At 50.5% G+C, this 24,184-nt stretch carries 25 protein-coding genes; all 25 read left to right on the top strand.

Annotated features, from left to right (window positions below; translation table 11 throughout):
• The first annotated feature begins 1 nt into the window (after position 1).
• The gene (gene fliR, locus ACR9FF_RS17080; RefSeq protein ID WP_201000547.1) at positions 2 to 796 is read left to right on the top strand and encodes a flagellar biosynthetic protein FliR; all 795 of its coding nucleotides are present in this window, start codon (positions 2 to 4) and stop codon (positions 794 to 796) included.
• A gap of 13 nt (positions 797 to 809) precedes the next feature.
• Positions 810 to 1,907, top strand: a complete 1,098-nt coding sequence (gene flhB / locus ACR9FF_RS17075) for a flagellar biosynthesis protein FlhB (protein WP_127495817.1) — start codon at positions 810 to 812, stop codon at positions 1,905 to 1,907.
• Positions 1,908 to 1,929: 22 nt separating this feature from the next.
• Positions 1,930 to 3,963 carry a flagellar biosynthesis protein FlhA gene (flhA, locus tag ACR9FF_RS17070; protein ID WP_201000545.1) on the top strand — a complete coding sequence of 678 codons (2,034 nt, stop codon included), beginning with the start codon at positions 1,930 to 1,932 and terminating at the stop codon, positions 3,961 to 3,963.
• Complete coding sequence (gene flhF / locus ACR9FF_RS17065) at positions 3,960 to 5,210, top strand: flagellar biosynthesis protein FlhF (protein ID WP_435163206.1); 1,251 nt, start codon at positions 3,960 to 3,962, stop codon at positions 5,208 to 5,210. The genes flhA and flhF overlap by 4 nt, the downstream gene beginning before the upstream one ends.
• Positions 5,203 to 6,075, top strand: a complete 873-nt coding sequence (locus tag ACR9FF_RS17060) for a MinD/ParA family protein (RefSeq protein ID WP_127495814.1) — start codon at positions 5,203 to 5,205, stop codon at positions 6,073 to 6,075. The genes flhF and ACR9FF_RS17060 overlap by 8 nt, the downstream gene beginning before the upstream one ends.
• 27 nt (positions 6,076 to 6,102) lie before the next feature.
• Positions 6,103 to 7,425, top strand: coding sequence for a protein-glutamate methylesterase/protein-glutamine glutaminase (locus ACR9FF_RS17055; protein WP_435163203.1), 1,323 nt, complete (start codon positions 6,103 to 6,105; stop codon positions 7,423 to 7,425).
• Between the two features lie 36 nt (positions 7,426 to 7,461).
• A complete protein-coding gene (locus ACR9FF_RS17050) occupies positions 7,462 to 9,531 on the top strand; it encodes a chemotaxis protein CheW (protein ID WP_435163201.1) in 2,070 nt (689 codons plus the stop codon).
• 13 nt (positions 9,532 to 9,544) lie between these two features.
• Complete coding sequence (locus tag ACR9FF_RS17045; RefSeq protein WP_127495811.1) at positions 9,545 to 10,006, top strand: chemotaxis protein CheW; 462 nt, start codon at positions 9,545 to 9,547, stop codon at positions 10,004 to 10,006.
• A 35-nt stretch (positions 10,007 to 10,041) separates the two neighbouring features.
• A complete protein-coding gene (locus tag ACR9FF_RS17040) occupies positions 10,042 to 10,629 on the top strand; it encodes a chemotaxis protein CheC (RefSeq protein ID WP_435172141.1) in 588 nt (195 codons plus the stop codon).
• The gene (locus ACR9FF_RS17035; protein ID WP_127495810.1) at positions 10,626 to 11,120 is read left to right on the top strand and encodes a chemotaxis protein CheD; all 495 of its coding nucleotides are present in this window, start codon (positions 10,626 to 10,628) and stop codon (positions 11,118 to 11,120) included. Before ACR9FF_RS17040 ends, ACR9FF_RS17035 begins: the two co-directional genes overlap by 4 nt.
• 1 nt (position 11,121) lies before the next feature.
• Positions 11,122 to 11,553 (top strand): hypothetical protein, encoded by a 432-nt coding sequence (locus tag ACR9FF_RS17030; protein WP_435163199.1) that lies wholly within the window; start codon positions 11,122 to 11,124, stop codon positions 11,551 to 11,553.
• 5 nt (positions 11,554 to 11,558) lie between these two features.
• Positions 11,559 to 12,329 (top strand): FliA/WhiG family RNA polymerase sigma factor, encoded by a 771-nt coding sequence (locus ACR9FF_RS17025; RefSeq protein ID WP_435163197.1) that lies wholly within the window; start codon positions 11,559 to 11,561, stop codon positions 12,327 to 12,329.
• Between the two features lie 15 nt (positions 12,330 to 12,344).
• The gene (locus ACR9FF_RS17020) at positions 12,345 to 13,748 is read left to right on the top strand and encodes a DUF342 domain-containing protein (protein WP_435163195.1); all 1,404 of its coding nucleotides are present in this window, start codon (positions 12,345 to 12,347) and stop codon (positions 13,746 to 13,748) included.
• Positions 13,749 to 13,762: 14 nt separating this feature from the next.
• The gene (locus tag ACR9FF_RS17015; RefSeq protein WP_435163193.1) at positions 13,763 to 14,086 is read left to right on the top strand and encodes a hypothetical protein; all 324 of its coding nucleotides are present in this window, start codon (positions 13,763 to 13,765) and stop codon (positions 14,084 to 14,086) included.
• Positions 14,087 to 14,113: 27 nt separating this feature from the next.
• Positions 14,114 to 14,668, top strand: coding sequence for a DUF6115 domain-containing protein (locus ACR9FF_RS17010; protein WP_435163191.1), 555 nt, complete (start codon positions 14,114 to 14,116; stop codon positions 14,666 to 14,668).
• Entirely contained in the window at positions 14,661 to 15,227 is a 567-nt protein-coding gene (locus tag ACR9FF_RS17005) for a hypothetical protein (RefSeq protein WP_435163189.1), read from the top strand. The genes ACR9FF_RS17010 and ACR9FF_RS17005 overlap by 8 nt, the downstream gene beginning before the upstream one ends.
• Before the next feature lie 187 nt (positions 15,228 to 15,414).
• Entirely contained in the window at positions 15,415 to 16,113 is a 699-nt protein-coding gene (gene rpsB / locus ACR9FF_RS17000) for a 30S ribosomal protein S2 (RefSeq protein WP_015844998.1), read from the top strand.
• Between the two features lie 104 nt (positions 16,114 to 16,217).
• Positions 16,218 to 16,868 (top strand): translation elongation factor Ts, encoded by a 651-nt coding sequence (gene tsf, locus ACR9FF_RS16995; protein WP_015844997.1) that lies wholly within the window; start codon positions 16,218 to 16,220, stop codon positions 16,866 to 16,868.
• A gap of 98 nt (positions 16,869 to 16,966) precedes the next feature.
• Positions 16,967 to 17,695 (top strand): UMP kinase, encoded by a 729-nt coding sequence (gene pyrH, locus ACR9FF_RS16990; RefSeq protein WP_127495802.1) that lies wholly within the window; start codon positions 16,967 to 16,969, stop codon positions 17,693 to 17,695.
• Complete coding sequence (gene frr / locus ACR9FF_RS16985) at positions 17,695 to 18,249, top strand: ribosome recycling factor (protein WP_127495801.1); 555 nt, start codon at positions 17,695 to 17,697, stop codon at positions 18,247 to 18,249. The genes pyrH and frr overlap by 1 nt, the downstream gene beginning before the upstream one ends.
• Positions 18,250 to 18,314: 65 nt before the next feature.
• A complete protein-coding gene (locus tag ACR9FF_RS16980) occupies positions 18,315 to 19,079 on the top strand; it encodes an isoprenyl transferase (RefSeq protein ID WP_201000470.1) in 765 nt (254 codons plus the stop codon).
• 26 nt (positions 19,080 to 19,105) lie between these two features.
• The gene (locus ACR9FF_RS16975) at positions 19,106 to 19,900 is read left to right on the top strand and encodes a phosphatidate cytidylyltransferase (protein WP_435163185.1); all 795 of its coding nucleotides are present in this window, start codon (positions 19,106 to 19,108) and stop codon (positions 19,898 to 19,900) included.
• 323 nt (positions 19,901 to 20,223) lie between these two features.
• Positions 20,224 to 21,363 (top strand): 1-deoxy-D-xylulose-5-phosphate reductoisomerase, encoded by a 1,140-nt coding sequence (locus ACR9FF_RS16970; protein WP_435163183.1) that lies wholly within the window; start codon positions 20,224 to 20,226, stop codon positions 21,361 to 21,363.
• Positions 21,364 to 21,449: 86 nt separating this feature from the next.
• Entirely contained in the window at positions 21,450 to 22,715 is a 1,266-nt protein-coding gene (gene rseP / locus ACR9FF_RS16965) for an RIP metalloprotease RseP (protein WP_127495797.1), read from the top strand.
• 7 nt (positions 22,716 to 22,722) lie between these two features.
• Positions 22,723 to 24,171 carry a proline--tRNA ligase gene (proS, locus tag ACR9FF_RS16960; RefSeq protein ID WP_201000467.1) on the top strand — a complete coding sequence of 483 codons (1,449 nt, stop codon included), beginning with the start codon at positions 22,723 to 22,725 and terminating at the stop codon, positions 24,169 to 24,171.
• Positions 24,172 to 24,184 lie beyond the last annotated feature (13 nt).

Below are 24,184 nucleotides of genomic sequence, written 5' to 3'. Positions count from 1 at the left end.
CATGGATCAGATCGTGGAGTACTTCCCTATTTTTTTGCTTATTTTTTGTCGAATGACATCGTTTTTCGTCGTAGCTCCGCTGTTTAACATGCGTGGAGTACCAAGCACCTTCAAGATCGGACTTGGCTTTTTTCTCTCTCTTATTGTCTTTATGACCTATGGGCTGAAAGAGAAGACGGTACCGATGGATGCAGAGTACATTCTGTACATATTCCGGGAAGTCCTCATCGGACTTCTGATGGGGTACATCGTTTATCTCTTTATGACGGTTGTGCAAACAGCCGGCGCACTGATGGATATGCAAATCGGTTTCGCCATGTCAAACGTTATTGATCCGATGACGGGTGTCTCGGCTCCGCTGCTCGGCAACTTCAAGTACATGCTGCTTATCATGGTGTTTCTGGCCGTTAACGGGCATCATTATCTGCTCACCGGATTGATGGACAGCTACAAATGGATGCCTTTGTCCAACGAATTGTTCAGCAGGATTTACGATGGAAGCATAACCGATTTCCTGTCGCGTGCGGTAGGGAACGCGTTCCTGCTGGCCATGCAGGTTGCGGCTCCGCTTGTCATAGCGATGTTCCTGACGGACGTAGGCCTTGGCTTCCTGGCAAAGACGGCTCCTCAATACAACGTGTTTGTTATCGGGATTCCGCTTAAGCTGCTCCTTGGACTAGGATTATTGATCCTGGTGCTCCCCGGTATATCCGCGATATTCGAGCGGCTGTTTGCCATCATGTTTGACAATCTGGAGCAATTGTTTGGCATTGTGCAACAAACCGAAAGCAAATAAGGAGGCTGCAACGTTGAGATCTTACTATCTAGAGCTAGACTTGCAGCTGTTTAGTCAGGAAAAGACGGAGAAAGCGACGCCGAAGAAAACGCAGGAAGCCCGCAAGAAAGGGCAGATCGCCAAATCCAACGATTTGCCAAGCTCCATGATTTTGCTCTTTACCTTTGCTACCTTTGCGGCTTTGGGCAGCTACTATAAGACGAGGATTATGAGCGTGTTCCAGGAGCTCTTTGATAATTGGCTGACGATGGATGTCACGACGGCGAACATTATGCCGCTGTTTAACAAGCTTGCGGTCGACATGCTAATGTTCCTGGCGCCGATTTTCGCTATCGTAGTGATCGTGGCGATTTTGGGAAACGTCATGCAGTTCGGATTCCTGCTTACGGGCGAATCGCTTAAGCCGAAGTTTACCAAGCTGAATCCGATTAACGGGTTTAAGCAGATATTCTCGATGCGAACGGTAGTTGAGTTTCTAAAAAGCATATTAAAGCTCTTAATCATCGGCATCCTGGTCTATCGGGCGATTTGGGGCGATTGGGACAAGATTCTAATGTTATCGAGTCTATCGGTCCAGCAAATCTTTGCCTTTACTGCCGGATTGACGGTCAAGCTTGGACTAGAGACCGGAGCGGTGCTTGTTATACTGGCTTTCGCCGATTATATGTATCAGCGTTACGAGCATGCCAAGAGTCTGAGAATGTCCAAGCAGGACATCAAGGACGAATACAAGAAGTCGGAGGGCGATCCTCTCATTAAAGGCAAAATCCGCGAAAGGCAGCGCCGGATGGCGATGCAGCGGATGATGCAGGAGGTGCCCAAGGCCGATGTGGTTATTACGAACCCAACCCACTTTGCCATTGCGTTGCAGTATGATGCTTCCAAGATGGAGGCTCCGGTCATAATCGCAAAAGGGATGGATCACTTGGCGCTCCGCATTCGCGAAGTTGCCAAGGAACATGGCGTTGTCATGATGGAAAATAAGCCGCTGGCCAGAGCGCTTTACGAACGGGCCGATATCGGCGATTCGATTCCTGCCGATTTGTTCCAAGCCGTGGCGGAAGTATTGGCGGCTGTTTATAAAATGAAAGGCCGGGTTCGATCATCATAATTGAGAGGGAGGAGACAACATCATGAAAGTGAAAGATATTGCTATCTTAGCTGGGATTATCGGCATCGTACTCATGATGGTCATCCCTATACCAACACTGCTGCTGGATATTTTGCTCATCCTGAACATTTCGATCGCGCTCATGATTCTGCTGATTGCGATGAATACGAAGGAAGCTCTCGATTTCTCTATCTTCCCTGCAATCCTGCTAGTGACGACCTTATTCCGGCTTGCTCTTAACGTATCGACAACACGCAATATATTGTCGCACGGCCATGCCGGCGAGGTTGTACAGACGTTTGGGTCCTGGGTAGGCGGAGGGCAAATCGCGATTGGCTTCGTCGTATTTCTCATCCTGGTCGTTGTACAGTTCATCGTTATTACGAAAGGTTCGGAGCGGGTAGCGGAGGTTGCGGCCAGATTTACGCTCGACGCGATGCCCGGCAAGCAAATGAGCATTGATGCCGACCTGAACGCGGGACTGATCAATGAACAGCAGGCGCGTGAGCGCCGCTCGAAAATCGAAAGAGAAGCGGACTTTTACGGCTCCATGGACGGTGCAAGCAAATTCGTCAAGGGTGATGCCATTGCTTCCATCATTATCTTGCTTATCAACCTTATTGGCGGTTTCATTATCGGGATGGCCATTCACGGAGACAGCTTTAGCGATGCGCTGCAAACCTACTCGATTCTTACGATCGGTGACGGTCTGGTCAGCCAGATTCCAGCCCTGCTTATATCCACGGCAGCTGGCCTGATTGTAACCCGTGCCGCTTCGGACGGAAATTTCGCGCAGGACGTTACAACGCAGCTCCTTAAATACCCGAAGCTGCTTTATATTGTGGCTGGAACAATCACTTTGCTCGGCGTATTCACGCCAATCGGCATTCTGCGGACGGTTCCATTCGCCGCCTTGCTCTTGTTCGGTGCCTGGAGGATGCAGCAATCCATTGCCAAGCAAATGCAGCAGGAAGAGCTTTTGGAGGAGGAGCAGCAGATCGAAGAGGTGCGAAGTCCCGAAAGTGTCATCAGCTTGCTGCAGGTTGATCCGATCGAATTCGAATTTGGCTATGGTCTTATACCGCTGGCGGATACGCAGCAGGGAGGAGACTTGCTTGACCGGATTATTATGATTCGTAGGCAATGCGCCCTTGAGCTTGGACTTGTAGTGCCGGTCATCCGGATACGCGATAACATACAGCTCAAGCCGAATGAATATGTCATCAAGATTAAGGGGAATATCGTTGCTCGCGGCGAATTGCTGCTTAACCATTATCTTGCGATGAGCCCGGGCTTCGAAGACGAGTCCGTTATCGGAATCGAAACGACCGAACCGGCGTTTGGACTTCCGGCGCTCTGGATCGATGAAGCCATGAAGGAGAGAGCGGAAATCTCCGGATATACCGTTGTGGATCCGCCTTCCGTCGTGGCAACGCATTTGACGGAAATTATTAAGCGCCATGCGCATGAGCTGATTGGCCGCCAAGAGACCAAGGCTCTGGTAGAGAATGTGAAAGAGTCTTACCCGGCGCTTATCGAAGAACTTATTCCTTCCATTTTATCGATAGGCGATTTGCAGAAGGTACTAGCCAAGCTTTTGCGTGAGAAAGTGTCGATCCGGGATCTGGTCACGATCTTCGAATCGCTGGCGGATCAAGCCCATTATACGAAGGACCCGGACATTCTTACGGAATATGCCCGGCAAGCGTTGTCGAGGCAGATTACGCAGCAGTTCACTTCAACGGGTAATATGTTAAGGGTTATTACCGTAGGTCCTGCGCTTGAGAAGAAAATCGCGGAGTCGGTTCAGCAGACCGACCAGGGAAGCTATATTGCGCTTGACCCTGTCGCAACGCAGCAAATCTATCAGAAGCTCAACGAGCAAGTGTCGCGCCAAATTCAATCCGGCCAGCATCCCGTTGTACTGACTTCGCCTACCATTCGCATGTATCTGAGACAGATTGTGGAACGGACCATGCAGGATGTACCGGTACTGTCGTATAGCGAGCTCGAGCCTAACATTGAAGTTCAAAGCGTAGGGGTGGTGAATTTATGAGAGTAAAACGTTATGTGGTGAACGCCTTGCCGGAAGCCCTGCCGATGATTCGGAGCGAGCTTGGCAAAGATGCCGTCATCCTGAATACGAAGGAAGTCCGGATCGGCGGATTCATGGGGATGTTCCGGAAGAAAAAGATGGAGGTTATAGCCGCAATCGAGTCGGGAGCAGCCGCGCCAACTCCAGCAACCCAGCCGAAAAAAGCGGCAGCAGAGGTCCAGCAGGTTGTTCGTGCGATACAAGAGTCGAAAAGGCAAGCGGCTACGGCTACGGCGGTTCTTGAGCCTCCGGCTCCCGCGCCTGTGACGGTCGTTCAGCCGCCTCCGCCGGTTATGCCGGCTTCCCCTCCGTTGCAGACGATAAACCGGATTAACGATGATCTGTTAGAGGAAATCCGGTTTATCAAGCAATCTTTGAAGCAGCTGTCGATGCATAAGCCGGACATGGAACGGCCGCTCGCCATTCAATCCTTGTATGGGCGGTTGGTCCAACAGGAAGTGGAGCCGGAACTGATAGACCGGTTAATAGACGCGGTTAACGAGAAACTTGCAGACCAGAAGGAAATGCCGGACGGGGCTGAGACGTGGCGGATTGCCAGGGAGCTGCTGTTGGAATGGCTGATTCCGTACAGTCATCAATCCATTAGCGAGTCTGCGAGAGTCGTTCATTTTGTTGGACCGACGGGTGTGGGCAAGACCACTACAATCGCAAAGCTGGCAGCGGGACAATCGATCAAGTTTGGACGGCAGATTGGGTTAATCACTTCCGATACTTACCGGATTGCAGCGGTCGATCAGCTGCGAACCTACGCGAATATTCTGAACGTGCCGATGGAAGTGGTGTTCTCGCCAATGGATTTGCCTAAAGCCTTCAAGCAGCTAGAAGACCGTGAACTGATTTACATGGATACGGCAGGCCGGAATTTCCGAAATGAGCTTCACGTTTCCGAAGTAAACAGTCTCCTGCAGTCCAGCGAGAAGAGCGAGACCGTGTTAGTGCTGAGCTTGACCGGCAAAACCAAAGACATGATGGCGGTGGCGGACAATTTTGTGAAATATGGAGTCCGCAAGGTGCTGTTCACTAAGCTGGATGAGACGTCGGTGTACGGATCGATCCTAAACCTGGCCCTGCAAAATGAATTGCAGCCGGTGTTTGTTGCCAGCGGCCAGACCGTGCCGGACGATATTGCCCCATTTAATGCGGAGCGATATATCGATGCGCTGCTGGGGGCTCCTGCCGATGAATGATCAAGCGGAGGCGCTTCGCAACATGGTGAAGATGAGGATGGGCCAGGAGACTGCCCGTCCTACCCGCATCGTAACGATCACGAGCGGGAAGGGAGGAGTAGGCAAATCCAACTTCAGCCTGAACTTTGCTATTTCGCTGCAACGCCTGGGGAAAAAAGTTCTCGTATTTGACGCGGATATCGGCATGGCCAATATCGATGTCCTTATGGGAGTAAGCTCTTCCTATCACCTCTATCATCTGTTCAAGCAGGATAAGACCATCTGGGATATTATCCAGATTGGCCCGACAGGGGTGCATTTTATAGCGGGCGGTTCAGGGTTTCAGGATCTTCTTGACTTAACCGCGGAGCAGCTGGACTGGTTCTCGGAACAGATTGGCAAGCTGCAGGGGGAATACGATTTTATTCTCTTTGACACGGGAGCGGGCTTGTCGAAGGAAACCGTCAAGTTTATCTCTGCGGCGGAAGAAACCTTTGTTGTGACAACGCCGGAGCCAACAGCGATTACCGATGCCTACGCTCTGGTAAAGATGGTCAAGTCGATGGGCATCAACGCCGCGTTTAAGCTCGTTATTAACCGCGCGACAGACCGCAAGGAGGGCATCCAGACTGCGGACAAAATTAATCTTGTTGCCAGAAGATTTCTTCATGCCGAACTTCCGACATTGGGCGTAATCCTGGATGATCCGAATGTCACGAAAGCCGTAAAGCGGCAAACGCCGTTTACCGTTGCTTTCCCGGGAAGCGACGCCTCAAGAGGAATTGACGAAATTGCACGCCGATATTTGGAGATGTCCATTCCGGAGCAAACCGCTGCAGCTGGAGTAAGAGGATTCATACATAAGATGTTTAGGTTTAACCGGTAGTCATACATACATAAGAGGGGGAACAGGATGGCTCCTTATCGCGTGCTGGTCGTGGACGATTCGCCTTTCATGAGAAAAATATTCAGCGATCTGATCGTTCAGGACCCCCAATTTACGATTGTGGCAACGGCTTGTAACGGCATTGAAGCCATTGAAGCCGTTAAAAAGTGGAAGCCCGATGCTGTCACGTTGGATCTCGAGATGCCCGAGCTTAACGGGCTCGATGCCCTGCAGCGGATCATGATCGAACAGCCGACACCCGTGATCATGTTATCCGGCATCAGTGAAGAGAACACGAGAGAGACCATTAAGGCACTGCAGCTCGGGGCATTCGACTTCATCCGCAAGCCGATGGGCGCTTTCTCCAATGATATTGTCCGGGTCGGGGAGCTGTTGCTTGAGAAGCTGAGAATCGCGGTCCTGACAAAAAGGTATTCTACCGCTGTTATGGACACGGATAAGAAGAAGGCTTCCATTAAAAGGGACATGCCCGAGCAGTCACGGCTTGCACAGCCAGCGAAATCGGCGGAAGAAGGGAACAACCGTAAGCGTGGACTGCTGCAGCCGGAGCAGCAGGCAGAAGCAAGAGACGCATCTGCTCCGGCATTAGAGAAGAAAACCAAACCAACAGGCGGTCTGAGGAATCCGGTCAAGCCATTAACCGATGGCGGCGGCAGACCGTACGGGTCAGCCCCGGGTATACCAATCGCTCCGGTCGCGGCGGCACTGGAGGAGAACAAAGAACGGAAACGGTTCAGGCACACGGACGGCTTTGACCAATTAATTGCGATCGGAACTTCAACCGGCGGTCCACGCGCTCTGCATGAAGTGATCACTTCGCTTCCGGCCCAGCTGGCAGTGCCCGTATTGATCGTTCAGCATATGCCTCCCAAGTTTACAAAGTCGCTAGCCCAGCGTCTGGACAGCTTTAGCGAGCTTGAAGTTGTGGAGGCTTCTCAAGGTGACCGGTTGAAGGCCGGGGTTGTCTATATCGCCCCTGGCGGTCATCACATGGAACTAGCGAAGGACGAGAGCGGCTATTACGTTCAGCTTACGCAGAAGCCGCCGCGCAACGGACATCGTCCTTCGGTTGACGTTCTATTCGAGTCATTGACCCCATTCGACGAGCTGAAACGTCACGCCGTCATCATGACGGGAATGGGAAGCGACGGAGCAAAAGGAATGAAGGCTCTCGTCGACAGCGGCGCGGAATCGGCGATTGCCGAATCCGAACAGACCTGCGTCGTTTACGGTATGCCGCGCAGCGCGATAGAGACCGGCTGCGTGAAGACGGTACTGCCGCTGCAGCAGATTGCCGCCGAGCTGCAGCATGCGGTTTTGAAAGGATAATAGATGATATAAAGTCCTATCAGGAGGTGCGACAAAATGGATATGAACGCCTACTTATCGATGTTTATCGACGAATCCAATGATCACCTGCAAGCTTTGAACGAAAATTTGCTTCGCCTGGAGAGTGAGCCGGAGGATCTATCGATCGTCCAGTCAATTTTCCGCTCTGCCCACACCCTAAAAGGGATGTCCGCAACGATGGGGTATGAAGATCTTGCCTCGCTGACGCATGAGATGGAAAACGTGCTTGATCTTGTACGAAACAGCAAGCTGAAGATGGATGAATTTATTTTCGATACCTTGTTCAAGGGGCTGGATGCTCTCGAGTCCATGGTTCAGGATATCGTAGGAGGCGGGACGGGCAAAGCGGATGTAACCGCGATTGTGGCTTCGCTGCAGTCCATTGTCAAAGGAGACTACAAAACGGTGGTAGCTTCCACGGCTGCATCGTCTGCTCCGTCCGCATCCGTGCAGCAAACCGGCGGAATTCTGGATGAGTTCCAGACCTCGGTGATCCAGCAATCTATCGATAGCGGGCATAACGTCTATTACATCGAGGTAGAAATCCGGGAAGATTGCGTCTTAAAAGGCGTGCGTGCCTATATGGTATTCGATCTGCTGGGCAAGAATGGCGACATCGTAAAATCCGAGCCTTCCGTAACCGATTTGGAGCAGGAGAAATTCGACCGTTCCTTCTCCGTGTTTACGATCTCAACCCTGTCCCAGCAAGAGCTGGAAGCTCAAATCGCGGCAATCTCCGAGATCGAGAAAGTCACTGTAGCGTTGCTGGATCTTGAGTCGCTCGCCATGCTGAATAATGCGGCGGCCAAGGAGCAGGCTCCGGCAGCGGCACCTGCGCAAGCCGAGCCTCAATCGGAAGCCGCGAAGGAAGAAGCGCGCAAGCAGGTTAGCGCAGCACGCACGCAGGCGGCAGCATCCTCTGCGCCTGCCGCCGTATCCAGAACGATCCGCGTCGATATCGATCGTCTGGATGCTCTGATGAACCTGTTCAGCGAGCTGCTGATCGACCGTGTAAGGCTGGAGCAGCTGTCCAGCGAGATCCGCCGCAACGATCTGACGGAAACCGTCGAGCATATGACACGAGTCAGCTCCGATCTGCAAAATATCGTCCTGAAGCTGAGGATGGTTCCGGTAGATTCGGTATTTAACCGGTTCCCGCGCATGATCCGCGACTTGGCTAAATCGCTCGACAAGAAAATTGATCTGGTTATTACTGGCGCAGATACAGAGCTTGACCGCACAGTCATTGACGAGATTGGCGACCCGCTTGTTCACTTGCTCCGTAACTCGGTGGACCATGGCATTGAAACCACCCAGGAACGTATCGCAGCGGGCAAGCCGGAGACAGGAACGATTAACCTGCGCGCTTATCATAGCGGCAATCATGTCTTTATCGAGGTTGAAGAAGACGGAAGAGGCATAAACCGCGAGAAAGTTCTAAAAACGGCGATCAAGAACGGCGTTGTCACCGAGGATCAGGCGAAGCAGCTGTCTGACGAAGATATCAACATGTTGATATTTGCTCCAGGGTTCAGCACGGCCGATAAAATCTCCGACATTTCCGGCCGCGGAGTTGGCCTTGATGTCGTTAGATCCAAGATCACTTCCCTTGGCGGCAATGTGACGGTAGATTCCGCCCTTGGGCGCGGAACGAAATTTGCCGTTCAATTGCCTCTGACTCTATCTATTATTTCCGCGATGCTTATCAAGCTAGGTTCCGAGAAATACGCGATTCCGCTTACGTCTATCGTGGAAACCGGCATTATCCAGAAGGATCAGATCCTGAACGTACACGGTAACCGGATGATTCATTTCAGAAACGCCGTTATTCCTTTGGTTTCTTTAAGCAAAGTACTCGATTCGCCCGACTTTAACGAGCAAAGCGAGTCGGAGACCGAAATTGTCGTTATCCGTAAAGGCGATAAATGGGCGGCGATTACCGTTGACGAGTTTATTGGACAAAGCGAGATTGTGTTGAAATCGCTAGGCAAATATTTAACCAATATTGAAGCTATATCCGGTGCGACCATTCTTGGCGATGGCCAGGTGGCGCTCATCATTGATCCTAACGCACTTATCAAATAGGGAGGGCTTAACGATGGGAGAAGAATTAAAAGTTATCGTATTTTCGCTGGCGCATGAGGAATATGGCATTGAGGTGGATAAAGTCCGTACAATCGAACGTTTATCCCCAATTACGCGCGTGCCGAAAACGCCTTCCTTCATTAAAGGAGTTATTAATCTGCGCGGTATCGTTGTTCCTGTAATCGACCTTCGCGGCCGTTTTGGCTTGGAGGAGTCGGCAACAACGGAGAACAGCCGGATCATTGTCGTTGCGGTAAACGAAATGGAAGTTGGCTTTATCGTTGATTCCGCCAATGACGTCGTGGATATCGACGCGGACACGATCGATTCGCCGCCTGAAATTGTCGGCGGCATTAAAGCGAAATATTTGAGAGGCATTGCGAAGTTCGGAGATAACCGGCTGCTTATTATGCTGAATCTATCCGAAGTGCTGAACAAAAGCGAGATCATTCAGCTTGAGCAGTTAGAGGTGTAGGTGTGGACGCCTTTAACAGGTTCAAAGCGTTTGAAATGGACGTTCTGAAGGAAGTAGGCAATATCGGGGCGGGTAATGCGGCAACCGCATTATCCCGCCTTCTGGACAAGCCTGTAGACATGGCGGTTCCGAAGGTCAGTCTGCTGCCCTTTGAAGAAGTAGCGGATCGAGTCGGCGGTTCGGAGCAGGTTGTCATTGCCGTATATCTTCGGGTAGAAGGGGAAGCGCCCGGCAATATGTTTTTCATTATCCAGGAGGATGCCGCGAAGCGTTTGTTGGGACAGCTCCTGTCCCTGGATTGCGAATCAACAGGCAGCTACTCGGAGATGGAAATGTCCGCCCTTTGCGAGATCGGCAACATTTTGGCGGGATCGTATTTGTCGTCCCTTGCCGACTTCACGCATTTATCCATGGCGCCTTCCGTGCCTTCCGTTGCCAGGGATATGGCAGGTCCAATCTTAACCTACGGACTCATGCAATACGGCGAGATGGGGGATTCCGCCCTGCTTATCGAAACTACGTTCCTAGAAGACAGGGAAGAGCTGGAGGGGCATTTCTTCCTTATTCCGGACCCGGATTCCTTCACTAAAATATTTCAATCCTTGGGAGTACTGACCGAATGATCCAACAAGATGTGATCAAGGTCGGCATGGCAGATTTAAAATGGGCTGCGGACGGAGCACATCTGAGGACAACAGGACTAGGCTCTTGTGTCGGACTGACGTTATACGATCCTGTTGCACGAATTGCGGGTATGGCGCATGTTATGCTGCCATCCTCGGAAATTGCCAGAGAGTCGACCATGAATATTGCCAAATATGCGGATACGGCAATTCCCGAGCTTATTGGGCAGATGAAAGCAGAAGGCGCCGTTATCGGACGTCTAGCAGCAAAAATGGCCGGTGGAGCGCAAATGTTCGCCTTCTCGGGCCAATCGGATTCGATGCGGATCGGACCCCGGAATGTTGAATCCTGTTTGGAGATTCTCGCGAATTATTCCATTCCCTTGATGGGACAAGATACAGGCGGGAATTACGGCCGCACGATTGAAATCGACAGCAGCAGCGGTGTATTGACTATTAGAAGCGTGCAGTTTGGAATAAAGGAGATTTGAAATGGTTGGAAATTGGCGATGGAATGTGGGCCTCGGGATTATTGGCGCGGTATTAACCTTATTATTTTCGATTGGTAAAAACCCGCTGTCTGTCATGCTGATGCGCAGCATGTATGCTTTCATCGCCTTTGTTGCGATTGCATTTGCAATGCGGTTTCTACTTGCCTTTATTCTTCGTCCGCCAGTGATGCATCAAGCTGAGACTGTCGGAGAAGAAGGAAAAGGAACACAGCTGGATCTCCAAACCCCTGATGAGAGCGAAGACTTGAATCAACTGCTCAAATCACAGATGGACGGCCATAAGACTCAGGACGTACAGCATCAGGAACAACAAAGTCAGTTTAAGCCGTTAACGCCGCCAAAGCTGGTATCAACACAGAATAAAGAGCCTGAGGAATTGGCTAAGGCCATTCGTCATCTGACTGGAGGGTGAGTGACATGATCTCGACTGCGAATTTGGATTTGTGGCGAGCGTGGAAAGAGGAAGGCGATCTTGAAGCCAAGAAGCGTCTCATCGAGCAATTCTTGCCTTTGGTCGATTATGTAACGAACCGTATGGCGATTGGATTGCCCAAAAATGTTCTTAAGGATGATCTCGCCAGCAACGGAGTCATGGGGCTTATCGATGCAATCGAGAAATTCGACTACTGTCGCGGCTTACAATTTGAAACCTATGCATCCTGGAGAATCCGCGGTTCGATTATCGACGGGCTTCGCCAGGGTGATTGGGTGCCGCGTTCGGTACGCGAGAAGGCGAAGCGCATTGAAGAAGCTTATCAAAGCCTGGAGCAGAAATACTTGCGTTCCGTATCCGACGCGGAGATCAGTGAATATTTAAATGTCAGCGAGAAGGAATTTACCACAATGCTTCACGAGATTGCGATTACCACGGTATGCTCGCTGGAAGATCCGATCCGTGAAGAAGAGTCGGAGACAAGACTTTCGCTGCTTATTGACGAACGGGCCAAAAATCCCGATCACAAAGCGCATGAGTTTTTCCTCAAGGACTCTCTTGTTAACGGCATTGAAAAATTAACGGAGAAGGAACGCACCGTTATCTCGCTCTTTTATTATGAAGAATTATCGTTAAGCGAGATCGCGGAAGTAATGTCTTTATCCCCATCGAGGATTTCCCAGCTACATTCGAAAGCTATATTACGGCTGCGCGGAGCATTAGCGAAGCATAAAGATCAATTACTGCAGCATTAGAAGGGAGTAGGCAAGGTGGAAGACCATTTATTGGAGTCTTACTTGCGTATCCAGATATCAGCTGACAAGCTGTCTGCTTTACTGACCTTTAACCGGATCACCGAGGATTTCGACTGTACTCCCGGTCAATTGGAACGATTTGTACGCAGCAAGGGCGTTGTATATGGGATACGAACAAGTCTGTTAAATGAAATTTGCACCAATACGCTTGCGTATTGCAAAGAGCAAACCTTAATCGCTGTTGGTAATCCGGCTTCGCCAGGTAAGGACGGATCTATCCGTTTTGCTTATGACATGCAGGATCAGAACCAGCGTCCTGCAGAGCTGGAAGACGGCAAAGTGGATTTCAAAGAAGTTTCCCGGTTAAAAAACGTAAAGCGCGGTCAATTAATCGCAGAACGGGTCGATGCACTTTTTGGATCGCCCGGTATGATGGTAACCGGCGACGAGATTCCTGCCAAGCAAGGCAAACAGGCTAGATTCAAAATAGGGAAAAACGTTGTGGTCAACGAGACTCAAACGGCCATGTATGCCTTGATTGACGGTCTTATTACGATTACTGACAAAGAGAAAGTAAACGTTTTTCCGGTGTATGAAGTTAACGGAGACGTTGATTATAGAGTCGGCAACATCGATTTTGTCGGAACGGTTGTCATTCGCGGCAATATCCTCAGCGGGTTCCGGGTAAAGGCTTCCGGCGATATCCGCGTTATAGGCGGCGTGGAGGGTGCCGAGCTGGAGTCCGAGGGGTCGATAGAAATCACAGGCGGAATCATGGCAGGCAATAAAGGCTATGTCAAAGCTCAAAAAAACGTAAAAAGCTCCTTCATCCAAGACAGCAATGTTATTGCCGGCGAGGATGTTTTGGTGTCTCAGAGCATTATGCATTCTCATGTTCGCGCCGGCCGGAATGTTATTTGCCAAGGATCAAAAGGGTTAATTGTAGGCGGTTCCATACAGGCGGTAGAGCAAGTGTCGGCACGCGTGATAGGCAATACGATGTCAACAGCGACCTCTATTGAAGTGGGGGTACAGCCAGAGTCCCGTTCCGAGCTGCAGGAGCTGCGCCTCACGCTTCGCAAGCATATGGACGCGATGGACAAGACGGTAAAAGCATTAGCGATTCTTGACCAGCAAGCTGCAATGGATCAGTTAAACGATCAGAAGATGGCCATGCGGATCAAGCTGGGAGCAACACGGCGCCAGACAACTGCGGAGATCGACCAGATCAGAGAACGTATTCTGGAGATTGAGAGAACGCTTGAGGGCACCGATAAGGCAAAGGTGGATATCAGCCATACGGTTTACGGCGGTATAAAAATTGTAATCGGACGTTACACGCGCTTTATCAAAGATCCGGTGCAGCGTGTTTCTTTCCGGTATACGGACGGGGATATCGTACAATTACCTTTCTCGTAGGGAGGAGCTCGTAAATGCCGTTTAAGCCAATTGATTTGCAATGGTCAATCCCGCGTACTCCGGAAGCGGGCGGAATGCAAAGTCAGTCGAATCATAAGGCGAATGCAGAGCTTTCCCGCTTGGCTGAACTGGCATCCAAGCAAACCGAACAATTGCGCAGCAAGAATACCGGCGTTGAACAGACGGGCGGAACGAACGTTCGCAATAATCGGGACCGTCAGAGCGGCAATCCTTATCTCGCAAAGCGAAAGCAGAAGCGGGAACAGGAGGAGACCGGGAATGCGGAGGATAAGGCCGAACATCCCTATAAAGGGCATCACGTGGATATTTCGCTATAGGAACAGCAATGTTTGTAGAGGGTGTGAATGATGTCAAACTGGACTTATATTGTACTGCTGGGAGCGGTTGTCGCCGTAGCTTCGTTATTTCTGCCAAGAAAGCAGCAGGGACGAGAAGCTAAGGACACGCGCAATATGGAAATCGCGCTTGAGCAATTTATGGAGAATACGGAGCTGGACCATCAAGAATTGGTAAAGCTTGTTTCCGCATTGCGGGAAGAGGGAAAACAGCAGACGGAAGCAGGCAAACAGCGGTTGGCGGAGCTTGAAAACAAATGTCTGCTGCTTGAGCAGCAGCTTGCTTTCCTTCAACAGCAGCGTCAAAACGATCTATTGATGGCAGCGCAAACGAAGGTAGACACCGGAACGGCTAAGACAGCACCACTGGCAGAGGAGCTGCCGCCCGTTGTGCAAGAGCCCGAGCAGCCAGCATCGGGCATTCAGTTACGTTATCCTGATCTATTTGATTTATATAATCAAGGCAAGTCTATCGAAGCCATCGCAAAAAAGCTGAGCATGAACAAAGGCGAAGTTCAGCTTATCTTACAGCTGGCCAAGCAGGAGGAGAAGGCTTATGTTTAAGAACCGCTCCTTTGTCGCAGGATTAGGTGTCGGCATTATTGCCGGCGCTATTTTGCTGCAGCTGATGCAGATCGGGGACGAAAGCCAGCAGAAGCTTTCGAACGGATTTAACGATGGAGAGCCCAAGCTGTACACGCAGGCGGAGCTGGATGAGAAGCTTGCGGAGGAGCGGGATAAAGCTAGCCGGAATGCGGCTGAAACGGCCAAGCCGGCCGCGGAGAAGCCGGAGGAATCACCTGCTGTAAAGGCATCGGAACCACCTGTTGAAAGCAGTAAGAGTGACGATAAGAAGGAAGGGTCTGCCGACAAGCCAACCGAAGCAGCGGTTAAGCGGCAGGTTCGCATTACAGGCGGGATGAACCTAACGGACACTGCGGAGCTACTGTCCGAGCAGAAGCTGATCTCGGACAAGGATGCTTTTATCAAAACGATGAAAAATAAACCTGTCCGCGCCGGCTATTTCATTTTTGAAGGGAATCCGACGGTTGCAGACATCATTCGCATTCTGACAAGCCAACCGCTTACCAAATCCGAATTTGAGCAGCAAATGAAGGGTTAGAGACAAACTGCAAAATTTCGACAATCATCTGTTGCACCGTCTAGGCAGATATGTTATATTAATTGACGGTGTTAAAAACACACGCCTATTAATTCCGATAATGGTGCTTCCGGTCGCCGGAAGTTTTAGCGGAAGATGCGATGGGCGGAGGTAATCACTAAAAACCATAACAGGAGGTGTGTTGAATATGGCGGTTATTTCCATGAAACAGCTTCTCGAAGCTGGGGTACACTTCGGTCACCAAACTCGTCGTTGGAACCCTAAGATGGATCGTTATATCTTCACAGAAAGAAACGGAATTTACATTATCGACCTGCAAAAAACAGTTAAGAAAGTCGAAGAGGCTTACAACTTCGTACGTTCTGTAGCTGCTGAGGGCGGCACTATGCTGTTCGTAGGTACGAAAAAACAAGCTCAAGACTCGGTTAAAGAAGAAGCTGAACGTTGCGGCAACTTCTACATCAACCAACGTTGGTTGGGTGGTACGCTGACTAACTTCCAAACGATCCAAAAACGTATTGACCGTCTGCGTCAACTCGAAAAATGGTCGGAAGACGGTACTTTCGAAGTACTGCCTAAAAAAGAAGTTATCATTCTTAACAAAGAAAAAGACCGTCTGGAAAAATTCCTCGGCGGCATCAAAGGCATGAAAGGCCTGCCTAGCGCGCTGTTCATCATCGATCCTCGCAAAGAGCGTATCGCTGTTGCTGAAGCACGCAAGCTCGGTATCCCAATCGTAGGTATCGTTGATACAAACTGCGATCCGGACGAAATCGACTATGTAATTCCAGGCAATGACGACGCGATTCGCGCAGTTAAATTGCTGACGTCCAAAATGGCTGACGCTATCGTGGAAGCTAACCAAGGCGAGCAAACAACTGCTTAATCCGATATAATTGCTACAACAAAGGGTGGTCAGAAGGTGAAAGCCTCTCACCGCCCTTTTTTTGAACGTAAAAACTAAAAATGGAATTTCCAGGAGGGCTAATCATGGCGGTATCCGCAAGCGCAGTAAAAGAACTTCGTGAAAGAACTGGAGCAGGTATGCTCGATTGCAAGAAAGCATTGGACGAAACAAACGGCGACATCACAAAAGCAATTGAATTGCTTCGTGAAAAAGGTCTGTCCGCGGCAGCTAACAAAGCTGGCCGTGTTGCAACTGAAGGCGTAGTTGAATCGTATATCCATGCAGGCGGCCGTATCGGCGTTCTGGTTGAAATCAACTGCGAAACTGACTTCGTAGCTAAAACGGATCAATTCCGTACTTTCGCTCGCGACATCGCAATGCACATTGCCGCAGCGAACCCTAAGTTCGTAAAACGCGAAGAAGTTCCGGCTGAAGAAATCGAAAAAGAGCGCGAGATTCTGAAAGCTCAAGCTCTGAACGAAGGCAAACCGGAAAAAATCGTTGAGAAAATGGTTGACGGCCGTATCTCGAAATACTACGAAGAATACTGCTTGATGGAGCAATCCTTCGTTAAAGATCCGGACAAAACAATCTCGGCTCTTCTGAACGAGAAAATCAGCGCTATCGGTGAAAACATCTCGATCCGTCGTTTCGTTCGTTACGAACTGGGCGAAGGCTTGGAGAAAAAAGTGGATAACTTCGTTGAAGAAGTTATGGCTCAAGCAAAACTGTAAACCGAACGCACAGGCGGGGCGGGGCGTTCGCCCCGCTCTTTTTTTCTAAATAATAGGATGTTACCTCGCCCGCGAGGTACAAGATGGAGGTAGGGACGATGGGACAGCCTGTTTTCAAAAGAATTGTTCTGAAAGTTAGCGGTGAATCTTTGTCGGGAGATCAAGGCTACGGCATTGAAGCTTCGGTCATTTCGGAAATCGCTGAACAAGTTAAAGAAGTAGTAGCACTTGGTGTTGAAGTCGCTATCGTTGTAGGCGGCGGCAACATCTGGCGCGGTATCGCGGGTACGGCCAAAGGCATCGACCGTGCGACAGCAGACTATATGGGCATGCTGGCAACCGTAATGAACTCTCTGGCCTTGCAAGATGCGTTGGAGCAAATTGAAGTGCCTACTCGCGTTCAAACTTCGATCGCCATGCAACAAATCGCGGAGCCTTACATTAGACGCCGCGCAATCCGTCATCTGGAGAAAGGCCGCGTTGTGATTTTCGCAGCCGGTACGGGCAATCCGTTCTTCTCGACGGATACGACTGCAGCTCTTCGCGCAGCCGAGATTGAAGCGGAAGTCATCCTGATGGCTAAGAACAAAGTAGACGGCGTATATTCCGCCGATCCGTTCAAAGATGCTACAGCAGAGAAATACGAAGAATTGACATACATGGAAGTACTGAACAAGAACCTTGGTGTTATGGATTCGACGGCATCGTCGCTTTGCATGGATAACAATATTCCGCTCGTCGTGTTCGCGATTACCGAAAAAGGGAATATTAAGAAAGTCGTGCTTGGTGAGAAGATTGGTACTATTGTGAGAGGAAGTGCGAAATAATGCCGCAAGCAATTAAGAAAAATGCAGAAGAGCGTATGGAGAAAGCAATCGGTGCTTTGAAACGTGATCTGGCTACACTTCGTGCAGGACGGGCGACGCCTGCTTTGCTCGACCGTGTTCAAGTTGAATATTACGGGGCGCCTACGCCCGTTGCGCAATTAGCGAATATTAATGTTCCGGATTCCCGCACGCTGTTTATTCAGCCTTGGGACAAATCGTCGATCGCAGCGATCGAGAAAGCGATTATGAAATCCGATCTTGGCCTTACTCCATCCAACGATGGTTCGGCGATCCGCATCACTTTGCCGCCGCTTACGGAAGAGCGTCGTACCGAGCTTGTTAAAACAACGAAGAAGTTTGGCGAAGAAGCGAAAGTTGCAATCCGCAACATCCGCCGCGACGCTAACGACGACATTAAGAAGCTTGAGAAAACAACGATTTCCGAAGACGAGTCCCGTCGTCATCAAGAAGACATCCAAAAAGCAACGGACCGTTTCATCGCAGAAGTTGATAAAGTTTTGGTAGCTAAAGAGAAAGAGATTATGGAAGTATAATTGCGCCTACAGCCCCTCCGACAGGTGGGGTTTGGTTTTTTGAATTCCGGGTGGGAGGAACAAACATGATCAGTCGACTTTGGGCTAAACTTGGCAAATCGTCCTCGAATGCGGCTGAACCGTTGGCAGCTGACAATGTCCCGAAGCATATCGCCATTATTATGGATGGCAACGGACGTTGGGCGAAGAAACGTGGACTTCCACGAATCGCCGGCCATCATACCGGTATGAAAACGGTGAAGCGGATCGTGATGGAGGCAGATCGTCTTGGTGTCAAATATTTGACATTGTACGCTTTTTCCACGGAAAACTGGAAGCGGCCCAAAGACGAAGTTGAGTTCCTGATGAAGCTTCCCCAGCAATTTTTGGAAATTGAGCTGGCAGAGCTCATTGAAAAAAACGTTCAAGTTCGGATGATGGGGCATAAGGAAAACCTGCCGTCGTTTACGCTCAGCGCCGTTGAGGAAGCTATTACGAAAACGGCTCATAATACTGGACTCGTACTCAATTTTGCTCTTAATTACGGCGGTCGCAGGGAAATGCTTGAAGCGATCAAAGAAATTGCTGCCGATGTACAGGACGGACGTTTATCGACCGAGCAGATTGACGAACAGCTGCTCTCCAGCCGATTGTTAAGCGGAGACATTCCTGATCCCGATTTGTTGATCCGTACGAGTGGTGAACTCCGGCTGAGCAACTTCATGCTGTGGCAGTTAGCTTATAGCGAGATGTGGTTTACGAACGTTTATTGGCCGGAGTTTACTGAGGCTCATCTGCAGGAAGCCATTCAAGAATATCAGCGGCGTGCACGGCGATACGGCGGATTATAGCATCGATAACGGAGAGTGACCATCACTTGAAACAGAGAATCATTTGGGGACTGCTTGCCGGCGCAGCATTTGTTGCTCTGCTATTAGCCGGCGGATGGTTTTATGCAGCTGCGCTAGTCTTGCTTGCTTTGCTTGGATTTAACGAATATACGAAGATGAATGGGCACTCGTGGAATGAACCGGCGTCCCTGCTTGGTTATGCAGGCGTGCTTATGTTCGTTTTGCCATGGAAGCTTATGGGCGTGGATTCGCCTTCGTCGATTACCGTACTATGGGTGCTGGCTTTCTTGCTGCTGGCGGTGACGGTATTCACCAAAAACAAAATAACCATCGACGGCGCCTCGCTTATGTTGTTAGGCGCTTTATATGTAGGTTACGGCTTTAGCTCGATGAATGCCGTTCGCGATCTTGATCACCACGGCATTTTCTGGTCGTTTCTTATTATTACATGCAACGTTGCGTCCGATGCAGGCGCTTATTTCGTCGGGCGGGCGATGGGTAAGCATAAGCTGTGGCCGTCTATAAGCCCTAACAAGACAATTGAAGGTTCTGTCGGCGGAGTTGTCCTTGCGGTGATCGCAGCGCTTATATTCGCGATATGCGCTCCTCATGTTATCGACATCGGGACATCCTTGCTGATCGGCCTTATCGTTGCGGTAGCCGGTCAACTAGGCGATCTCATTCAATCGGCTTACAAACGCGTTCGCAACATCAAGGATTCCGGCTCTATTTTGCCGGGCCACGGTGGTGTTCTCGACCGTTTCGACAGTTGGATTATCGTGTTCCCTTTGTTGATCTTGACAGATTTGATCCCTACATAAAACAAAGTGAGAGCGGAGTTATCCACTTATGGATAACTCTTAACATGGAAATTCCGACATGTTAATAACGCTTTTCCCTGTTCTCCATCTTTTTTCTTTGGCATTCCGACTTGGGAGGAGTGCCAGTCAGTGTTTGCTCTAGAGTGAGCGGAGCAAAAGTGTTATGGAAGAGAAGCGATAGCGCTCGCCTTTGTCCGTGAATTTCAACCGCTAAGCGGATTGAGATCAAGAAATTCTCGGACAACAGCGATCGAAGCCATGACACTTTTGCGCAGCGAATAGCACTAGAGCACGATGCATCAAACGTGTTCCAGGAGGAATCCATGAAAAAAATCACCATTTTAGGCTCCACCGGCTCCATCGGCACCCAGACGTTAGACGTCATTGCCAATGATCCGGACCGCTATCAGGTTGTCGGCTTATCGGCGGGCAATAACCTTCAGCTGCTGATTGAGCAGGCCAAGCAGTTCCGGCCTTCGGCAGTTTGCTTGGCTAACAAGGAGCTAGCGGAGCAAGCAAGGCCTGAATTGCCTGCGGGCACGCGGGTCCTGTATGGCGAAGAGGGGCTTGTAGAAATCGCGGCGAATAATGATGCCGATGTTGTCGTTACGGCGATTGTTGGCAGCCGTGGACTTCCTGCAACTCTTGCCGCTATTGACGCGGGCAAGACGATTGCGCTGGCGAACAAAGAAACCCTTGTGACCGCCGGTCATATCGTAATGGAGCGCGCCAGACAAAAAGGCGTCTCGATCATTCCGGTGGACAGCGAGCACTCGGCGATTTTCCAATGTTTGAACGGCGAAGATCTTAAGGCTTTGCAGCAGCTCACCTTGACGGCATCGGGCGGTTCGTTCCGCGATCGTACTCGTGAACAGCTGCAAGGCGTATCGGTAGCCGAAGCATTGAACCATCCGAACTGGTCCATGGGAGCGAAGATTACGATCGATTCCGCCACGATGGTGAACAAAGGGCTGGAGGTCATCGAAGCAAGATGGCTGTTTGACGTGACCTATGATCAGATCAAGGTATTGATCCATCCGGAGAGCATCATCCATTCTTTTGTGGAATTCAGCGACAACAGCGTAATCGCTCAGCTGGGCTTGCCCGATATGCGGGTTCCCATCCAGTATGCGCTGACTTATCCGGACCGCCGTCCAACTCCGACAGGCCGGCTTGATCTGGCGGCTATCGGGAAGCTGCATTTCCGCGAAATGGATTTTGCCCGATACCCCTGTCTCAAGCTTGCCTTTGACTGCGGCCGTGCCGGAGATTCGGCGCCAACGGTGTTTAATGCAGCCAATGAAGTTGCGGTAGCCCGTTTCTTGAACGGGGAGATTGATTTCTTGGGGATTGAGCGAGTGCTGGAGCGCGTTCTCGAGCGCCACTCGGTAACAGCAGTAAATGATTTGCAGGCTATTGCGGAGATTGATGCTTGGGCTCGCGGAGAGGCTGCGGTCATCTAGCTTTTGCCTTAACCTGCGGTTCTCTTGTATCGTACGGGAGAATAATGATAATCTATGTACAGGCCGTTACGAACAGGAGGCTCGCTATGGAGATGATTCGGGTCATATTTATGACCGTGCTCGTATTTTTTGTCATTGTCACCATCCATGAATGGGGACACTATTTTTTCGCGAAACGCGCCGGGATTTTGGTCCGGGAATTCGCTATCGGCTTCGGGCCGAAGTTATTCTCGATCAAACGCGGTGAAACTCGCTTTACGCTTAGGCTTGTGCCCGCAGGCGGTTTTGTCCGCATGGCAGGCGAGGATCCGGAGATTGTAGAGGTTACTGTCGGCCAAACGGTAGCCGTTCGGGTGAAGAATAACCAGGTTACCCGGATTTATCTCGATCGCCTGGATGAGCGGAGCGGTGTTATTCGCGGGGAAGTGACCGGTATCGACTTGGAGAAGGATTTGTTCGTTACCCTCGACGTTGAAGGGGAGAACGACCGTTTCTCCGTTCATCCTACGGCGCTTCTCATTTCTAGAGGGAAAGAGACGCAGATTGCTCCAATTGACCGTCAATTCGGAAGCAAGTCGGTTGGCGCTCGCGCCATGTCCATCTTTGCAGGCCCTCTTATGAACTTTGTGCTTGCGTTTGTTTTGTTTATGGCATACATACAACTCGCCGGTACGCCGCAAGGCTTGCTGGTCGATGAAGTAACCAAAGGAATGCCGGCCGAGCAGGCACAACTGCAAAAAGGTGATTTGATCGATACCGTAAACGGCGTCAAGATCGGCACCGATTATGACAAAATGATTGATATTATCGGCGCTTCCGCAGGCAAGCCGATTCAATTGAACGTTATCCGCAATGGAGCGCTCGAGCCGATTAAGCTAACTCCGGTTGCGGATGATCAAGGCGTTGGCAAGGTTGGCCTCAGAGCGGCTTATCAGTTCCGCAGCGCCACAGTGGGCGAGACGATCACGGGTGCAGCGAAGCTGATGAAGACGATGACAATCAGTATTTTCGAAGGCTTCAAGAAGATTATTATTGGAGACTTTAAGCTGGATGACCTGGGCGGACCGGTGCGTACAGCGGAAATGACCAGTGAAATTGCCCGCAAAGGCATTACGGATCTGACGTCATGGACGGCTTTGTTAAGCCTGTATCTGGGTATATTCAACTTGCTGCCGATTCCCGCGCTTGATGGCAGCAGGCTCATCTTCCTCGGTCTCGAGGCAGTTCGCGGGCGTCCGGTTAATCCTAGCCGGGAAAGCATGGTCCACTTCATCGGTTTTGCCTTAATTATGCTGCTGATGCTTGTGGTGACTTACAATGATATTTTGCGATTGGTACGAGGGGAGCCATAAGTCGGTTATGTCCAAGGATAAACAGTTTGTTACCGAAATTACGCCACAAGGCGAGGATTTTTCTAGATGGTATATCGATGTAATTAAGAAAGCGGAGCTCATGGATTATTCGCCGGTACGCGGCTGTATCGTTTTCCGTCCGGAAGGCTATGAGCTCTGGGAAAATATTCAGCGCGACCTGGACCGCCGGTTCAAGGAAACGGGCCACCGCAACGCATACTTCCCGCTCTTTATTCCGGAGAGCTTCTTCCAAAAGGAGAAGGAGCATGTCGAAGGCTTTAATCCGGAGCTGCCATGGGTAACGGAAGCAGCGGGCGAGAAGCTGGAAGAGCGTCTGGCTATTCGTCCAACCTCGGAAACGATGTTCGGCCATATGTATGCGAAATGGATTCAATCGTACCGCGATCTGCCGCTCCTTATTAACCAATGGGCAAACGTTGTGCGCTGGGAGAAGCGTACTCTGCCGTTCCTACGCACAAGCGAATTCCTGTGGCAGGAAGGCCATACGGCTCACGAGACCGAAGATGAAGCTCGCGAAGAAACGATGAGAATGCTGACGGTCTACCGCGAATTCGTGGAAGAGTTCCTGGCAATCCCGGTTATTGAAGGGGAGAAGACGCCGTCCGAGCGTTTTGCCGGTGCGGTTAACACGTATTCCATCGAAGCGATGATGAAAGACGGCAAAGCGGTGCAAGCCGGTACGTCTCATTATCTGGGCACAAAATTTGCCGTTGCGTTTGACATCAAATATCTCGACCGCGAGAATACTCTTCAATTCGCGCATACCACATCTTGGGGCGTGAGTACGCGTTTGATTGGTGCTATGATTATGGTTCATGGCGACGACCGCGGTCTGGCATTGCCTCCGAAGGTTGCGCCAACTCAAGTGATTATGATCCCAATTGGTCCGGCTAAAACCCGCGATCAAGTGGTTGGCCGGGTAGACGAACTTTATGCGGAGCTTAAAAAAGCTGGCGTACGCGTAAAAGTTGACGACCGTTCCGACGTAAGTCCGGGCTGGAAGTTCAACGAATACGAGATGCGTGGTGTTCCGCTTCGTCTTGAGCTTGGTCCTCGCGATATGGAAAATGGGCAAGTTGTTCTTGTATCGCGCATTAGCGGCGAGAAACGGATCGTCCGCCAGGATAACCTGATCGCGGAAGTGGAAACGATGCTTGCCGATATTCAACGCGATATGTTTGAAAAAGCGAAAAAATTCCGTGAAGATAATTTCTACGACGTAGAGACGCTTGACGAGATGAAAGCTTCGATGGAAGAAAAACGTGGATTTGTACTGGCTGGTTGGTGCGGTTCCGCTGCTTGCGAGAAGCAAGTGAAGGAAGAGACTGGAGCAACAAGCCGCAACATTCCGTTTGAACCGGAGAAGAAGAAAAGCAAATGTCTCGTATGCGGTGATCATGCGGAGCACACGGTCGTATTTGCACGTGCCTACTAAAAGCATCGATCGG

Origin of the sequence: Paenibacillus glycanilyticus (genome assembly GCF_051200795.1) — a bacterium.
Lineage (GTDB): Bacteria > Bacillota > Bacilli > Paenibacillales > Paenibacillaceae > Pristimantibacillus > Pristimantibacillus glycanilyticus.
This window is presented reverse-complemented; position numbering and strand designations above follow the sequence as displayed.

Excerpts from the sequence above, each read along its gene's own strand:
- fliR (WP_201000547.1), top strand. The coding sequence starts at position 2 with ATGGATCAGATCGTGGAGTACTTCCCTATTTTTTTGCTTATTTTTTGT.
- flhA (WP_201000545.1), top strand. The coding sequence starts at position 1,930 with ATGAAAGTGAAAGATATTGCTATCTTAGCTGGGATTATCGGCATCGTA.
- flhF (WP_435163206.1), top strand. The coding sequence starts at position 3,960 with ATGAGAGTAAAACGTTATGTGGTGAACGCCTTGCCGGAAGCCCTGCCG.
- ACR9FF_RS17060 (WP_127495814.1), top strand. The coding sequence starts at position 5,203 with ATGAATGATCAAGCGGAGGCGCTTCGCAACATGGTGAAGATGAGGATG.
- ACR9FF_RS17055 (WP_435163203.1), top strand. The coding sequence starts at position 6,103 with ATGGCTCCTTATCGCGTGCTGGTCGTGGACGATTCGCCTTTCATGAGA.
- ACR9FF_RS17050 (WP_435163201.1), top strand. The coding sequence starts at position 7,462 with ATGGATATGAACGCCTACTTATCGATGTTTATCGACGAATCCAATGAT.
- ACR9FF_RS17045 (WP_127495811.1), top strand. The coding sequence starts at position 9,545 with ATGGGAGAAGAATTAAAAGTTATCGTATTTTCGCTGGCGCATGAGGAA.
- ACR9FF_RS17040 (WP_435172141.1), top strand. The coding sequence starts at position 10,042 with ATGGACGTTCTGAAGGAAGTAGGCAATATCGGGGCGGGTAATGCGGCA.
- ACR9FF_RS17035 (WP_127495810.1), top strand. The coding sequence starts at position 10,626 with ATGATCCAACAAGATGTGATCAAGGTCGGCATGGCAGATTTAAAATGG.
- ACR9FF_RS17030 (WP_435163199.1), top strand. The coding sequence starts at position 11,122 with ATGGTTGGAAATTGGCGATGGAATGTGGGCCTCGGGATTATTGGCGCG.
- ACR9FF_RS17025 (WP_435163197.1), top strand. The coding sequence starts at position 11,559 with ATGATCTCGACTGCGAATTTGGATTTGTGGCGAGCGTGGAAAGAGGAA.
- ACR9FF_RS17015 (WP_435163193.1), top strand. The coding sequence starts at position 13,763 with ATGCCGTTTAAGCCAATTGATTTGCAATGGTCAATCCCGCGTACTCCG.
- ACR9FF_RS17010 (WP_435163191.1), top strand. The coding sequence starts at position 14,114 with ATGATGTCAAACTGGACTTATATTGTACTGCTGGGAGCGGTTGTCGCC.
- ACR9FF_RS17005 (WP_435163189.1), top strand. The coding sequence starts at position 14,661 with ATGTTTAAGAACCGCTCCTTTGTCGCAGGATTAGGTGTCGGCATTATT.
- rpsB (WP_015844998.1), top strand. The coding sequence starts at position 15,415 with ATGGCGGTTATTTCCATGAAACAGCTTCTCGAAGCTGGGGTACACTTC.
- tsf (WP_015844997.1), top strand. The coding sequence starts at position 16,218 with ATGGCGGTATCCGCAAGCGCAGTAAAAGAACTTCGTGAAAGAACTGGA.
- pyrH (WP_127495802.1), top strand. The coding sequence starts at position 16,967 with ATGGGACAGCCTGTTTTCAAAAGAATTGTTCTGAAAGTTAGCGGTGAA.
- frr (WP_127495801.1), top strand. The coding sequence starts at position 17,695 with ATGCCGCAAGCAATTAAGAAAAATGCAGAAGAGCGTATGGAGAAAGCA.
- ACR9FF_RS16980 (WP_201000470.1), top strand. The coding sequence starts at position 18,315 with ATGATCAGTCGACTTTGGGCTAAACTTGGCAAATCGTCCTCGAATGCG.
- ACR9FF_RS16970 (WP_435163183.1), top strand. The coding sequence starts at position 20,224 with ATGAAAAAAATCACCATTTTAGGCTCCACCGGCTCCATCGGCACCCAG.
- rseP (WP_127495797.1), top strand. The coding sequence starts at position 21,450 with ATGGAGATGATTCGGGTCATATTTATGACCGTGCTCGTATTTTTTGTC.
- proS (WP_201000467.1), top strand. The coding sequence starts at position 22,723 with ATGTCCAAGGATAAACAGTTTGTTACCGAAATTACGCCACAAGGCGAG.